This is a genomic window from Enemella evansiae, assembly GCF_004362375.1.
GTDB lineage: Bacteria > Actinomycetota > Actinomycetes > Propionibacteriales > Propionibacteriaceae > Enemella > Enemella evansiae.
The window spans coordinates 19751-33618 of the sequence record NZ_SNXA01000014.1 but is presented as its reverse complement, the minus strand read 5'-3'; the positions used below and the strand labels follow the sequence as shown (position 1 = coordinate 33618).

Genomic DNA, 13868 nt, shown 5'->3' with positions numbered 1-13868 from the left:
GACTCGGTCGTCCCTCCCTCGCTCAGCCGTCGTGTGCGCTGGCCGCGGCCTTCTTCCGCCGGTTCCACCACCAGGTGACGATCATCCCGAACAGGATCGCCAGCGTGAGGTACCAGGCGTACTTCGCGTACTCGGTCACCACCGCCACCGCGGGCGCACCGATCCGATAGCCGAGGTACATGTAGCCCGACTGCATCAGGGCGGCGAAGCAGACGTTCACAGTCAGGAATCTCCGCCAGCTCATCCCCGCGGCACCGAGGGTCGCATAGATCACCGAGGACGGCAGCGGGATCGGCAGATAGGTGATCAGGATCGCCGGCACGGCGAAGCGGCGGGCGAGTTTTTCGGCGCGCTCGGCGTTCCGCCGGGCCCGCGGCGAGCGACCGGCGACCATCTCGAAAACGCCCTGGCCCCACAGTTTCCCGGCCCAGAAGTAGACCGGGTCGAACTTCATCACGCTCAGGGTGGCCAGCACCAGCCAGAGCGGACAAGTGGTCTCGACCCCGGTCGCGGTCAGCGCGCCGATGGTCACCACCCCGGTCCGCGAACCGGTCAGGGTGGCCGCCAGATAGGGCTGGGTGACCAGCACGGCGCGGAACGGCAGCAGCGCCAGCGCGTAGAGACCGAGGGCGCTGATCAGCGCGAAGCAGGCGATGTCGGCGCGGGTGGGCTTGTGCCCCCACGGCATCCGCGGGTCCTCCCACCACTCCGGCTCGCGCTCCTCGGCGGTCTCCTCGGGGTCCGCTGGTTCGTCGCGCCGGGGCTCAGTCACCCCGCGAGTCTAGGCGCACCGCGTCCCACGTTCGGCCCGGCGCAGCGAAGCGGAGCCGGGCGACGTTCATCGAGTAGCCGGCCCGGCGCAGCGAAGCGGAGCCGGGCGACGTTCATCGAGTAGCCGGCCCGGCGCAGCGAAGCGGAGCCGGGCAACCCCGTTCATCGAGTAGCCGGCCCGGCGCAGCGAAGCGGAGCCGGGCCTGCGTGTCGAGATGAACTCCAGCCAGGGGTCATCTCGACATGGTCGCTGCGCGACCTACTCGATGAGCGTGGGGACACGGTCGCTGCGCGACCTACTCGATGAGCGTGGGGACATGGTCGCTGCGCGACCTACTCGATGAGCGTACGAGGACCGGTCAGGCGTCGCGGGCGTCCAGTTTGGCGGCGATGTCGGCGGGGAATCCGCCGGTGGCGATCGGGGACCAGCGGGTCGGGGTGATCCGCAGCAGCGACTTGTTCTGCAGCCGCATCGCCTCGCGGTATTCGTCCCAGTCCGGGTGTTCACCGGAGATCGAGCGGAAGTAGTCGACCAGGGCGTCGGCGGCCTCGGGCATGTGGATCACCTCGGCGTCGCCGTCGACCTGCACCCAGGGGCCGTTCCAGTCATCGGAGAGCACCAGCACCGACACCTGCGGATTGCGTTCGGCGTTCAGCGTCTTGGCCCGGCCGGGATAGGTGGAGGTGACGATCCGCCCCTCGGCGTCCACCCCGCCGCTGACCGGGGAGATCTGCGGCCGGCCGTCCCGGCGCGCGGTGGCGATCAGCATCTTGTGGCGCGGGCGGACGAACTCGAGCAGTTCCGCCCGCTCGACCTCGGTGTTGGTGGCAACGGTGCGCGGCATCAGCTCTCCTCGTCTCGGGCCGCGATGAACGCGGCGATCGCCTTGTCCAGATCCTCCCGGCTGTGCGCGGCCGACATCTGGGTCCGGATCCTGGCCTTGCCCTTCGGCACCACAGGATAGGAGAACGCCCGCACGTAGATTCCCTTGTCCAGCACCGAATCCGCCATCCGGGCAGCCTTCGCGGCGTCACCGATCATCACCGGAACGATCGCATGCTCCGATTCCGGGATCTCGAAACCCTCGGCGACCATCCGCTCACGGAAGTACGCCGTGTTGTCCCGCAACTGCTGCAGCAGGTCACCGGAGCGCTCGATCCGATCCACCGCTGCCAGCGTCGCCGCCGCGATCGACGGGGCCAGCGAGTTGGAGAACAGGTAGGGCCGGGAACGCTGCCGCAACAGCTCGACGATCTCCTTGCGCGCCGCGGTGTAGCCACCCGACGCCCCACCGAGCGCCTTGCCGAAGGTTCCGGTCAGCACATCGACCCGATCCTGTACGCCGAACAGTTCCGGCGTACCGGCACCGGTCGCACCGGTGAACCCGACCGCATGCGAGTCGTCGACCATCACCAGCGCGTCGTACTTCTCGGCCAGGTCACAGATCTCGTCCAGCGGCGCCAGATAGCCGTCCATCGAGAACACCCCGTCGGTGGCGATCATCGTGAACCGGGCATCGGCGGCGGCCTGCAGCTGGGCCTCCAGATCCGCCATGTCCCGATTCTTGTAGCGGAACCGACGCGCCTTGGACAGGCGTACGCCGTCGATGATCGAGGCATGGTTGAGCTCATCGGAGATGATCGCGTCCTCGGCCCCGAGCAGCACCTCGAACAACCCGCCGTTGGCGTCGAAGCAGGAGCTGTAGAGGATCGCGTCCTGCTGCCCGAGGAAGTCGGCGATCCGGCGCTCCAGCTCGGTGTGCAGGGTCGTGGTACCGCAGATGAAGCGCACCGACGCCATCCCGAAACCCCAACGCTGCAGGGCATCGGTCGCCGCGGCGATCAGCTCCGGATCGTCGGCCAGGCCGAGATAGTTGTTGGCGCAGAAGTTCACCACCGCTGCCTCGGCCGCGGTTGCTTGCAGAGCAGAGGATTCCGTGCTGATGTGCGCGGCCTGCGGGGTGGTCAGCGGGACCTCGACCTTGTAGGTGCCGTCGGCGCGCAGGCCCGCGATCTCCTGCTCCAGATGGGTTTTCAGCGATCGGTACATCTCACTCCCAGCTCATCACGATCTTGCCGCAGTGTCCGCCGCGGGCGGTGGCGAAGGCCTCTTCGTAATCGGTGTGGTCGAAGCGGTGGGTGATCACCCCGGAGATGTCGAGCCCGGCCTGGACCAGCACGCTCATCGCGTACCAGGTCTCGAACATCTCGCGGCCGTAGATCCCTTTCAGGGTGAGCATCCGCAGCACCACCGAGGAGAAATCCAGCGAGATCTCCTCACCGGGCAGCCCGAGCATCGCGATCCGGCCGCCGTGCGCCATCGAGTCCACCATGTCGCGCAGCGCGACCGGGGCACCGGACATCTCCAGCCCGATGTCGAAGCCCTCCTTCATGCCGAGCTGCTCGGCCGCCTGCGGGATCGGGGTGTCGCGCGGGTCGATCGTCAGCGTCGCCCCGAGCCGGCCCGCGAGCTCCAGCCGTTCGGCGGACAGATCGGAGACCACCACATGTCGGGCGCCGGCATGCCGGACCACCATCGCGGCCATGATGCCGATCGGGCCGGCGCCGGTGACCAGCACATCCTCACCCAGGCAGGGAAAACTGAGTGCGGTGTGCACCGCGTTGCCGAACGGGTCGAAGATCGCGGCCACCTCCGGGGCGACCGGGATCCGGTGCACCCAGACGTTCATCGCCGGCATCACCAGGTATTCGGCGAAGCAGCCGTCGACCTGGACGCCGATACCGCGGGTGTTCGCACACAGGTGTCGGCGCCCGGCCATGCAGTTGCGGCAGCGCCCGCAGACCAGATGCCCCTCACCGGAGACGAAGTCACCGACCGCGACCTCGGTGACCGCCTCCCCCACCGCGACCACGTCGCCGCAGAACTCGTGGCCGACGATCCGCGGGGTGGTCAGGGTGGCCGCCGCCCATCGGTCCCAGGAATCGATGTGCAGATCGGTACCGCAGATGCCGGTCAGCCGAACCTTGATCAGCACCTCGCTCGGACCCGGTTCGGGGATCGGCACATCGGTCAGTTCGAGCCCCGGTCCGGGGGCGGTCTTCACCAGTGCACGCACACCGAGACTGTAGCGTCCGTCTCGAATATTGGGCACACTGGTGCGGGTGACCAGCGTTTTCGAGCTCTTCAAGATCGGCATCGGACCGTCGAGTTCGCACACGGTCGGGCCGATGCGGGCCGCTGCCCGCTTCGCCGCGGGGCTGGCCTCCGATGGGCTGCTCGATCAGGTCACGAAGGTCCGCGCCGAGCTGTTCGGATCGCTCGGTGCGACCGGTCACGGCCACGGTTCCCGGGGTGCGGTGCTCTGGGGGTTGGAGGGCGAGGATCCCGAGACCGTGGACACCCGGACGGCCCCGCAGCGCAGCGCCGAGATCGCCGAGACCCACCGGTTGCTGCTCGACGGCAGCCACGAGATCGACCTCGATCCCGACCACGACCTGGTGCTGCACCGGCGGCGTACCCTTCCCTTCCACCCGAACGGGATGACCTTCACCGCGTGGGCCGGTGACCGCGAACTCACCGCGCGCACCTACTACTCCATCGGCGGCGGCTTCGTGCTCGACGACGACGGTTCCGGCGCCCCGGTGGTGACCCGTGATCCGACCCCGGTCCCGTATCCGTTCAGCACCGGAGCCGACCTGCTCGCCCAGTGCCGCGACAGCGGCCTGTCGATCAGCGAGTTGGCGTACGCCAACGAGTGCGCGCGGCGCACCCCGGCCGAGGTGGATGCCGGACTGGACCGGATCTGGCAGGTGATGGCCGAATGCATCGGCAACGGCCAGGCGACCACCGGCACCCTGCCCGGCGGTCTCAAGGTGCACCGCCGCGCGGCCGAACTGCACCACCGGTTGACCCGGCGCGGTGGTGAACCCGGCCCGATCGACCCGCTCGCGGCGATGGACTGGGTGACCCTGTGGGCGCTGGCGGTGAACGAGGAGAACGCCGCCGGCGGCCGGGTGGTCACCGCACCGACCAACGGCGCGGCCGGGATCATCCCCGCGGTGCTGCACTATGCGGTCTCGTTCGTACCCGGCGTGGACGCCGCCGCGATCCGCCGCTTCCTGCTCACCGCCGGTGCGATCGGCTCGATCTATGCCCAGACCGCCTCGATCTCCGGGGCCGAGGTGGGCTGCCAGGGTGAGGTCGGGACCGCCTGCTCGATGGCGGCGGGAGCACTGGCCGAGATCCTCGGCGGTACGCCGCAGCAGGTCGAGTGCGCCGCCGAGATCGGCATGGAGCACCACCTCGGACTGACCTGCGATCCGGTCGGCGGACTGGTCCAGATTCCTTGCATCGAACGGAATGCGGTCGGATCGATCAAGGCGATCACCGCCGCCCGGTTGGCGCTGCACGGCCAGGGCACGCAGAAGGTCAGCCTGGACCAGGTGGTCCGCACGATGATGCAGACCGGAGCGGACATGAAGGTCAAGTACAAGGAGACCGCGCGCGGTGGCCTGGCGGTGAACATCGTCGAATGCTGACCCTTCCCGCGATCCATCGATCCCTGGGTGCACCCATCGCGCCCCGCAGCAATCGACTGGTACGCCGAGGGTTCGATGGATGGCAGGACGGAGCCGATCCTGACCACCGGTAACAGATAACGGAGCCGTCTCAACTGGTCGGACGACGTGACCTGTTCCACACGCGATGCAACAATGGGTCCCGCCGACCCCACCGGAGTGGTCGGCTTGTCGTTTATTTCCACTACGGATCGTCGGGCACGTACCTGCCCGTGGAAAGGATGTGGCCCCATGGCCTCAGTCAGCTTCAGGGACGCGACCCGGGTCTACCCCGGCGCCGACCACCCCGCCGTCGACAAGCTCAATCTTGAGATCGGTGACGGCGAGTTCATGGTCCTGGTCGGACCGTCCGGTTGCGGAAAGTCCACCTCGCTGCGGATGCTCGCCGGCCTCGAAGAGGTCAACGCCGGTGACATCATGATCGGCGACAAGAACGTCACCACGCTGCCGCCCAAGGACCGCGACATCGCGATGGTGTTCCAGAACTACGCGCTCTACCCGCACATGACGGTGGGCGAGAACATGGGCTTCGCCCTGAAGATGCAGAACGTGCCCAAGGCCGAGCGCGAGCAGCGCGTCGCCGAGGCCGCGAAGCTGCTCGGCCTGGAGGAATACCTGAGCCGCAAGCCGAAGGCGCTCTCGGGTGGTCAGCGACAGCGTGTCGCGATGGGCCGCGCGATCGTCCGGCAGCCGCAGGTCTTCCTGATGGACGAGCCGCTGTCGAACCTGGACGCCAAGCTGCGCGTCTCGACCCGCACCCAGATCGCCGCCCTGCAGACCCGGCTCGGCGTCACCACCGTCTACGTCACCCACGACCAGGTCGAGGCGATGACGATGGGTGACCGGGTCGCGGTGATGAAGGACGGCATCCTGCAGCAGGTGGACAGCCCGCTGGCGCTCTACGACACCCCGAAGAATCTCTTCGTGGCCGGCTTCATCGGCTCGCCCGCGATGAACCTGATGGAGGGCACCGTCAGCGAGGGCGGCGTCAAGGTCGGCGACTTCGTCGTTCCGGTGCCGCGTGAGGTGCTCGGCAACCTGGGCAGCGAGACCGATGTCACCCTGGGCATCCGCCCGGAGAACTTCTCCCTCTCCGACGGCGCCGGCATCGGCCTGGACGTGGCCGTGGTCGAGGAACTCGGTGCGGACGCCTACCTCTACGGCACCCCGGCCGGGCTGACCGAGGACCAGCAGCTGCAGGCACCGCAGATCGTCGCCCGGATCTCCTCCCGGCGCCCACCGCAGCGCGGCACCCAGGTGCGGCTCGGCGTGGATCCCGATCACATCCACGTGTTCTCGAACAAGACCGGGGACCGCGTCAGCTGACCCGGCGGGGCACCGCCCCACACCCCGGCACCCGGGGATGAACATGCACCGCCGAACCGGCGGTCGGCCCACGGGCCGGCCGCCGGTTTCGCGTCTCCACGGCCTTTCCAGCGGGCCGCGTACGCCGACTCCACTCAATATGAGAGTTCTGTTAGGTTGGCCGGACCCGACGCGCAAGGAGCTGGATGTCGAGTTCGCCACCGCCCGGAACCGGACCGGTACCCCACCCCTGGGGTGAGGCCCCCGGAGCAGACCGACCGACCCCGCCCGGCCAATCCCCGTCCGGCCCGTCCCCGTCCGGCCCCTCGGCGTTCCCTCCCGGACCCCCCGGTGGGCCGAACCAGCTGCCGCCGCGGCCACCGGTCGGCCGCCCACCCGTCCAGAACTGGCTGCGGCCCGGTACCGTCCCGCTGCGCCCGCTGGGTTTCACCGGGGTCCTGGAGGGCGCGTTCCGCACCTACCGCTGGAGCCCGAAGGCAATGGTGCTGGTCCCGCTGCTCCTGCTCGGCGTGATCGCGGTCATCACCACCCCGCTGGCCTGGCTGGCCAGCGCCGACCTGAACTTCCTCGACACCGACAACCCCGATCTGGGCGCACTGTCGCGGGCCGTGGGGCTGCTGATGGTGCCGATGCTGCTGCCGCTGCTCGCCGATCTGGCGATCACCCCGCTCGCCGCCGGGGCCACGATGGCCGGCGTAGAGGGGCACCGCCCCGGCCTCGGTGAACTCTGGCGCCGGGTCCGCGGCCGGATCCTGCCCTACCTGCTCGTCGCCGTGGTGCTCAGCCTCGCCCAACTGCTCATCCTCACCCTGGGCACCGGCCTGCTGATCGCCGCCCTGGTGCTGAGCGGTGACGGTGACCCAGACCTGGGTCTGCTGATCGGCGGCATCGCGCTGCTGCTGGCCAGCGTGGTGGCGGTGACCTGGCTCAGCATCCGGCTGCTGCTCAGCCCGATCCTGGTGATCGTGGAACGGGTCGGCATCATCTCGGCCATCAGGCGCTCCTTCGCCCTGACCCGGCGAGCCTTCTGGATCACCTTCGCGACCATCCTGGTGGCCAGCCTGATCGCCAGCACCGCCGCGCAGGTGCTGAGCACCGCGGTCAGCTTCATCCTGCCGCTGGTGGCGACCGCGACCGGCGGCCAGGAGCAGGTCCCGCGACTCGCCATCGTCACCATCGCGCTGACCCAGGCCATCACCGTCGCCCTCACCCAGCCCTATCTGGCGTCGATCCGGACAATGATCTACGTCGACCGGCGGATGCGGGCGGAGGCCTACGATGCCGAACTGATCGCCGCCCACCGACCGGCACCCGAAGGCACCCCGTGGCACCCCCGCTGACCCCGGATCCCGAGACCGCGGAGCGGCTGCTGCGCGAGGAGCTGGCCAACGGTGACTACCGGCTGGGTGTGAATCCGCTGACCCTGCTGCAGGAGTGGCTGCAGAATCTGCTCGCCTCGTTGTTCCGCGGCCGCGGCACCTCGGCCTGGCAGGAGACCGCGGTGGTGGCCGTCGTGCTCGCCGTCGCGATCATCGCACTTTTTCTTCTGGTACGCAGATTCTGGCCCCGTGCGGCCCGGTCGGGCACACCGGCCGATCCGCCGGTGACCGAGGCCCGGCGCAGCGCCGCGGACCATCGCCGGGACGCGGACGCCGCCGCCGAGGCCGGCGAGTCGGACCGTGCGGTCCTGGAGACCGTGCGGGCCCTGATCGCCGGTTCGGCCGAACGCGGCCTGCTCGACCTGCACGACGGCATGACGATCCGCGAAGCGGCCGAACAACTCGGCGCGGTGTTCCCGCAGGAGACCGATCTCGGGTTCGCCGCCGACCGGTTCGCCCTGGCCCGCTACGCGGTGCATCATCCCGACGGGCCCCAGCAGCTCTGCTCCGCGGCGGACCTGGCGCGGGTCAGCGAGCTGGAGCACCGGCTGCGCGAGGCCGCCCCCGACCTGGCGGCCGTGTGACCCGGCGCCGGAAGCTGGCGTGGCTGCTGGCCCCGCTGGTGCTGCTGCTCGTGGTGCTCGGCATCACCCTGCTCACCCCCGATCGGGGGAACCAGGTCGCCGGCGATCCGGACAACTTCGGCCGCCCCGGCACCCGGGCGGTGGCCCAGGTGCTCCGCCAGCAGGGCATCCAGGTCGACGAGGCGCGTCGCCGCGACCAGCTCACCGCCGTGGACGCGAACACCACCGTGCTCGTCGGCCGCACCGACCGACTCACCGAATCCGCCGCCGCGGACCTGGCCGACCGGGCCTCCTCGGCCGGGCAGTTGGTGCTGCTCACCCCGACACCGCGCACCCTGACCGATCTGGGCATCGACGGGGTCCGGATCGAGGAGCCGCTGGTCGACACCCGGGCGGCCGGCTGCGATCGCTTCCCCGGCCGGGTGTCCGGGTTCGAACAGAGCTACACCCGAACCGATCCCGCCCCGGACCCGGCCCCCGCCGGCGGCTGTTTCGCTGACCCCGCGGGCGCCGGGGTGCTGACCCTCGGGCAGACGACCCTGGTCGGTACCAGCGAGGCCTTCAGCAACGCCCAGGTGATCGACCAGGACAATGCCGCGTTCGCGCTGCGGCTGCTCGGCGAACGGCCACGGGTGATCTGGTACGTCCCCTCCCCCGACGATCTGGTCCCGGGTGAGGCCGCCTCCCCGATCCCGGACTGGTTCGGTCCCGCGGTCTGGCTGGCCGGGCTGGCCGCGGTGGCCCTGGTGTTCGTCGCCGGTCGCCGGCTGGGCCCGCTGGCCACCGAGCCGATGCCGGTGGTGGTCCGCGCCATCGAGACCACCCTGGGCCGCGGCCGCCTCTATCAACGCTCCGGAGATCGGGCGTACGCCCTGGCCAGACTCCGCGAGGGCTGCCGACGCCGACTGGCCCGCCGCGCCCGGTTGGGCCGCGACGCCCCGACCGCCGACCTCATCCGCCACGCCGCCGCCGAGACCGGCCGACCGAGCGCCGAGATCGCCGAGCTGCTCACCGGCCCCGCCCCCGCCACCGACCGGGAGCTGCTGGAGCAGGCCCGGGCGCTCGCCGCTCTGACCGCCCCGCACGGCGGCCCCACCGATGCCACCGAACCGCACCCAGGAAAGGACCGTCATGACCGACCAGCTCCCCAGGACTGAGGCCGATCTGGCCCGCGCACGGATCCAGGCGGTCCGCGATCAGGTCGCCTCGGTGGTCCTCGGCCAGGACCAGGCGGTCGCCGGCCTGCTGATCGGCCTGATCGCCCGCGGCCACGTGCTGCTGGAGGGCGTACCGGGGGTGGCCAAGACCCTGCTGATCCGCACCCTGGCCGCCTCCCTGTCGCTGACCACCCGGCGGATCCAGTTCACCGCCGACATGATGCCCGGTGATGTCACCGGTTCATTGGTCTATGACAACCGCAGCGCCGATTTCAGCTTCCGCCCCGGCCCGGTGTTCACCCAGATCCTGCTGGCCGATGAGATCAACCGCACCCCGCCGAAGACCCAGGCGGCGTTGCTGGAGGCGATGGAGGAGCGGCAGGTGTCGGCCGACGGGGTGACCCGCGCACTGCCCGAACCCTTCCTGGTGGCCGCCACCCAGAACCCGCTGGAGCAGGAGGGCACCTATCCCCTGCCGGAGGCGCAGCTGGACCGGTTCCTGATCAAGGCGATCCTGCCGATCCCGCCGCGCGCGGCGGAGATCGAGGTGGTCAGCCGACACGCGGCCGGATTCGATCCGCGCCAGTTGCCGATCGAGCCGCTCGCCGGCGCCGAGGACATCGACCGGGCCCAGCAGAGCGTCCGGTCGGTGGCCGTCGCTCCGGAGGTGGTGGCCTACATCGTCGATCTCGCCCGCGCCACCCGGGCGCTGCCGTCGCTGGCCGCCGGGGTGAGCCCGCGGGCGGCCACCGCACTGCTGGCCACCGGCCGCGCCTGGGCCTGGCTCGCCGGCCGCGACTTCGTCACTCCCGATGATGTGAAGGCGCTCGCCTCGGCGACCTGGGCGCACCGGTTGAGCCTGCGCCCGGAGGCCGAACTGGAGGGCACCACGATCGACTCGGTCCTGACCAGCGCCATCGAATCCGTCCCGGTACCGCGCTGATGGCCGTTTCGCCACGGCTGATCTGGCTGCTGCTGGCCGGTCTGCTGCCGGTGCTGGTCTGGCCGACGCGCATCACGGTGCTGGTGTGGGTGGGGTTGTGCCTGCTGCTCACGGTGCTCGATCTGGTGTTGGCCCCGGCACCGCAGCAGGTGCGGCTGTCCCGTGCGCCGCTCGGCCCGATCCGTTGGGGGGAGAGCGTCGAGACCGAGCTGCGGGTGTACGCCGAACGCCGGCTCCGCGGGGTGCTGCGCGATGCCTGGCAGCCCTCGGCCGGTGCCGCCGAACCGGCCGGCGACCGGCACCGGCTCGCCGTAGCGGCCCGCGGGCTGGCCCGGTTCCGGACCCGGCTGACCCCGACCCGGCGCGGCCTGCTGCGCAGCGACCGGGTGACCCTGCGGCTGTTCGGCCCGCTCGGCTTGGCCGCCCGCCAGCGCAGTATCGAGGTGCCCGGGGAGCTGCAGGTGCTGCCCGCCTTCGAGTCCCGCCGCCAACTGCCGAGCCGGCTGGCTCGGCTCCGCGAACTCGACGGCCGCTCGGCGGTGCGTACCCGCGGCCAGGGCACCGAGTTCGACTCCCTGCGCGACTACGTCCGCGGCGATGATGTGCGCTCCCTCGACTGGCGGGCCAGCGCCCGACGCCGCGAGCTGGTGGTGCGGACCTGGCAGCCCGAACGCGACCGCCGGATCACCGTGCTGCTGGACACCTCCCGGCTCTCCGCCGGCCGGGTCGCCCCGAGCGCCGACGCCGCCCGGCGGGCCGATCCGGACACCGACATCCCCCGCCTCGACGCCGGCATGGATGCGGTCCTGCTGCTCAGCGCGCTGAGCGCGCGTGCCGGTGACAAGGTCACCTTCCTGGCCGGCGACCGGCGGCTGCGGGCCCGGGTCAGCGGGCTGGCCCGCCATGACCTGCTGCCCGCCCTGAGCCGCAGCATGAGCCCGCTGCAGGCGGCGCTCTCGGAGGCCGACTGGACCAGCCTGGGCGGTGAGATCGCCCGCGCCGGCCGCCGGGCCTCGCTGATCGTGCTGGTCACCCCGCTGGAACCGCAACCGGTCCGCGAATCGCTGCTGCCGGTACTGGCGGGGATGACACACCGCTCGCGGATCGTGATCGCCTCGGTCCGCGATCCGGGCCTGGACGCCCTGGCCGGGGAGGTGGCGTACGACTCGGTCGATCAGGTCTACACCGCCGCGGCCGCCGAACGCTCGCTGGCCGAGCGGATGCGGATGATCGAGGTGCTGTCCGGGCTCGGGGTGACCGTGCTGGACGCCGCCCCCGACGAGCTCCCGGCCCGGCTCGCCGACCACTATCTGCTGCTCAAGGCCCAGGGGAGGCTCTGATGGATCTGGATGCCTTCATCACCGCCAACGAACCGCAGTGGCGCGAACTCGAGGAGCTGCTGAAACGGCGCCGGCTCACCGCCGCCGAAGCGGACCGGATGCTCGATCTGTACGCCCGGGTCGGCTCCCAGCTGGCCGAACTGCGCGCGGCCTCCCCCGACCCCGCACTGGTGGCCTGGCTGTCCGCCCTGCTGGCCCGGGCCCGGCACCGGACCGCCCCCGCCCAGCCGCTCGGCCCGGCCACCATCGGCCGGTTCCTCGGCCAGGACTTCCCGGCCGCCCTGTGGCGGATGCGCCGCTGGCTGTGCTGGAGCTGGGGGCTGAACGTGCTCGCCGTGGTCCTGCTCACCTGGTGGTTCCTGGCGAATCCGCGGATCGAGAACGCGCTGATGTCACCCGAACAGCTCCAGTCGCTGATCGAGGTGGACTTCGAGAAGTACTACAGCGAGAACGCGGCCGGCAGCTTCGCGCTGCGGGTGTGGACCAACAACGCCTGGGTGGCGGCGCAGTGCATCGTCGTCGGAGTGCTCGGCTTCCCGGTGATCATGATCCTGTTCCGCAACCTGATGAACCTGGCGGTGATCGCCTCGGTGATGATCCGGCACGACCGGGCGGACCTGTTCTTCGGGTTGATCCTGCCGCACGGGTTGCTGGAGCTGACGGTGGTGTTCTGCGCGGCGGCGGTGGGGTTGCGGCTGTTCTGGGCGTGGGTGGCGCCGGGTGATCTGACCCGGGGCGCCTCCCTCGCCCACTGGGGGCGGACCGCGATGACCGTGGTGCTGGGGCTGGCGGTGGTGCTCGCCCTGTCCGGGCTGATCGAGGCCTTCGTCACCCCCTCGGGGCTGCCGGCCTGGACCCGGATCGGGATCGGTGTCCTGGCGCTGGCGCTCTTCGTCGCCTATGTGGCCGGTCCCGGCCGGCGGGCCGCGAACCGCGGGGTGACCGGGGACCTGCGCGAGTTCGACCGCGGCACCGAGGAGCTGACCCGTGGCTGAGCCCAGGTACGCCGATGACGTGGTGACAGGTGACGCGGTCGCCCTCGAGGTGCCCGCCGCCGGAGCGGGGGTGCGGATCGCGGCGACCCTGATCGACGGCGTGGTGCTGGTGCTCGGCCTGATCCTGTCCCTGACGCTGGCCGACCGGATCACCCGCAATCTCGATGCGGCGCTCGCCGGCACCACCAGCCTGGTGATCAGCATCTTCTGGCTGGTCGGCTGGCCGCTGCTCTGCGAACAGCTCAGCGGGGGCCGCAGCCTCGGCAAGTGGGCGCTGGGCACCCGGGTGGTGCGCACCGACGGTGGCCCGGTCCGGGCCCGGCAGTCGCTGGCCCGGGCCCTGATGGGATCGGTCGAGATCTGGGGCATGGCGGGGTTGCCGGCGCTGGTGGCGGCGGTGGCCGGCCGGCGCGGGCAGCGTCTCGGCGATCACCTGGCCGGCACCTATGTGGTCTCCGAGCGGGTCCGCTGGCAGCAGCCACCGGCCCCGAGCACGCCCGCACCGGAGCTGACCCGCTGGGTGCAGGGCTGCGATCTCGGCGCACTGCAACCGGCGACGTTGATCGCCGCGCGCGCCTTCCTGGCGCGTACCGAGCAGCTCACCCCGGCCGCCCGGGCCGCCATCGCCACCGACCTGGCCACCCGGCTGTGCCGGGAACTCTCCCCCCAGCCACCGGCCCAGGCGGCCCCCGAAGCGGTGCTGGCCGCGGTGCTCGGCGAGCATCGGCACCGCCACGACGAACGCCTGGCGCGGCGCGCCGAGCTGCGCGATCGACTGCTGCCTGATCGCGAATGAGACGCCCAACCGCTTGTGCCGCTTTTCACCCGTGGGAG

Annotated in this window: 13 protein-coding genes; 9 read left to right on the top strand and 4 right to left on the bottom strand. The window is 71.0% G+C overall.

The annotated features are described in order from the left end of the window. Window positions 1–22 precede the first annotated feature (22 nt). From C8D81_RS19110 to tdh, 4 genes are all read right to left on the bottom strand, one after another. Complete coding sequence (locus C8D81_RS19110; protein ID WP_094433226.1) at window positions 23–772, bottom strand: DedA family protein; 750 nt, start codon at window positions 770–772, stop codon at window positions 23–25. A 358-nt stretch (window positions 773–1130) separates the two neighbouring features. Beyond that, on the bottom strand, window positions 1131–1616 hold the full coding sequence (locus C8D81_RS19105) for a PPOX class F420-dependent oxidoreductase (RefSeq protein ID WP_094355710.1): 486 nt from the start codon (window positions 1614–1616) through the stop codon (window positions 1131–1133). Continuing rightward, entirely contained in the window at window positions 1616–2809 is a 1194-nt protein-coding gene (locus C8D81_RS19100; protein WP_407644085.1) for a glycine C-acetyltransferase, read from the bottom strand. The genes C8D81_RS19105 and C8D81_RS19100 overlap by 1 nt, the downstream gene beginning before the upstream one ends. Before the next feature lie 13 nt (window positions 2810–2822). Further along, window positions 2823–3848 carry an L-threonine 3-dehydrogenase gene (gene tdh, locus C8D81_RS19095; RefSeq protein ID WP_094460221.1) on the bottom strand — a complete coding sequence of 342 codons (1026 nt, stop codon included), beginning with the start codon at window positions 3846–3848 and terminating at the stop codon, window positions 2823–2825. A 46-nt stretch (window positions 3849–3894) separates the two neighbouring features. Between tdh and C8D81_RS19090 the strand changes: the two genes are divergently transcribed. The 9 genes from C8D81_RS19090 (at window position 3895) to C8D81_RS19055 (ending at window position 13830) form a co-directional block, all read left to right on the top strand. Beyond that, on the top strand, window positions 3895–5271 hold the full coding sequence (locus tag C8D81_RS19090) for an L-serine ammonia-lyase (protein WP_094460249.1): 1377 nt from the start codon (window positions 3895–3897) through the stop codon (window positions 5269–5271). A 270-nt stretch (window positions 5272–5541) separates the two neighbouring features. Further along, window positions 5542–6636, top strand: coding sequence for an ABC transporter ATP-binding protein (locus C8D81_RS19085; protein WP_094355713.1), 1095 nt, complete (start codon window positions 5542–5544; stop codon window positions 6634–6636). A gap of 185 nt (window positions 6637–6821) precedes the next feature. Further along, window positions 6822–7976 (top strand): hypothetical protein, encoded by a 1155-nt coding sequence (locus C8D81_RS19080; RefSeq protein ID WP_133626626.1) that lies wholly within the window; start codon window positions 6822–6824, stop codon window positions 7974–7976. After that, window positions 7961–8599: a hypothetical protein gene (locus C8D81_RS21085; protein ID WP_094460219.1), complete on the top strand. Its 639-nt coding sequence runs from the start codon at window positions 7961–7963 to the stop codon at window positions 8597–8599. Before C8D81_RS19080 ends, C8D81_RS21085 begins: the two co-directional genes overlap by 16 nt. Next, the gene (locus C8D81_RS19075; RefSeq protein WP_166646902.1) at window positions 8596–9756 is read left to right on the top strand and encodes a DUF4350 domain-containing protein; all 1161 of its coding nucleotides are present in this window, start codon (window positions 8596–8598) and stop codon (window positions 9754–9756) included. The genes C8D81_RS21085 and C8D81_RS19075 overlap by 4 nt, the downstream gene beginning before the upstream one ends. After that, window positions 9731–10699 carry an AAA family ATPase gene (locus tag C8D81_RS19070; protein ID WP_094355718.1) on the top strand — a complete coding sequence of 323 codons (969 nt, stop codon included), beginning with the start codon at window positions 9731–9733 and terminating at the stop codon, window positions 10697–10699. The genes C8D81_RS19075 and C8D81_RS19070 overlap by 26 nt, the downstream gene beginning before the upstream one ends. After that, window positions 10699–12039 carry a DUF58 domain-containing protein gene (locus C8D81_RS19065; protein ID WP_133626624.1) on the top strand — a complete coding sequence of 447 codons (1341 nt, stop codon included), beginning with the start codon at window positions 10699–10701 and terminating at the stop codon, window positions 12037–12039. Before C8D81_RS19070 ends, C8D81_RS19065 begins: the two co-directional genes overlap by 1 nt. Next, complete coding sequence (locus C8D81_RS19060) at window positions 12039–13034, top strand: stage II sporulation protein M (RefSeq protein WP_133626623.1); 996 nt, start codon at window positions 12039–12041, stop codon at window positions 13032–13034. The genes C8D81_RS19065 and C8D81_RS19060 overlap by 1 nt, the downstream gene beginning before the upstream one ends. Then, window positions 13027–13830, top strand: a complete 804-nt coding sequence (locus C8D81_RS19055) for an RDD family protein (protein ID WP_094399273.1) — start codon at window positions 13027–13029, stop codon at window positions 13828–13830. The genes C8D81_RS19060 and C8D81_RS19055 overlap by 8 nt, the downstream gene beginning before the upstream one ends. Window positions 13831–13868 lie beyond the last annotated feature (38 nt).

Excerpts from the sequence above, each read along its gene's own strand:
- C8D81_RS19105 (WP_094355710.1), bottom strand. The coding sequence starts at position 1,616 with ATGCCGCGCACCGTTGCCACCAACACCGAGGTCGAGCGGGCGGAACTG.
- C8D81_RS19085 (WP_094355713.1), top strand. The coding sequence starts at position 5,542 with ATGGCCTCAGTCAGCTTCAGGGACGCGACCCGGGTCTACCCCGGCGCC.
- C8D81_RS19080 (WP_133626626.1), top strand. The coding sequence starts at position 6,822 with ATGTCGAGTTCGCCACCGCCCGGAACCGGACCGGTACCCCACCCCTGG.
- C8D81_RS19070 (WP_094355718.1), top strand. The coding sequence starts at position 9,731 with ATGACCGACCAGCTCCCCAGGACTGAGGCCGATCTGGCCCGCGCACGG.
- C8D81_RS19065 (WP_133626624.1), top strand. The coding sequence starts at position 10,699 with ATGGCCGTTTCGCCACGGCTGATCTGGCTGCTGCTGGCCGGTCTGCTG.
- C8D81_RS19060 (WP_133626623.1), top strand. The coding sequence starts at position 12,039 with ATGGATCTGGATGCCTTCATCACCGCCAACGAACCGCAGTGGCGCGAA.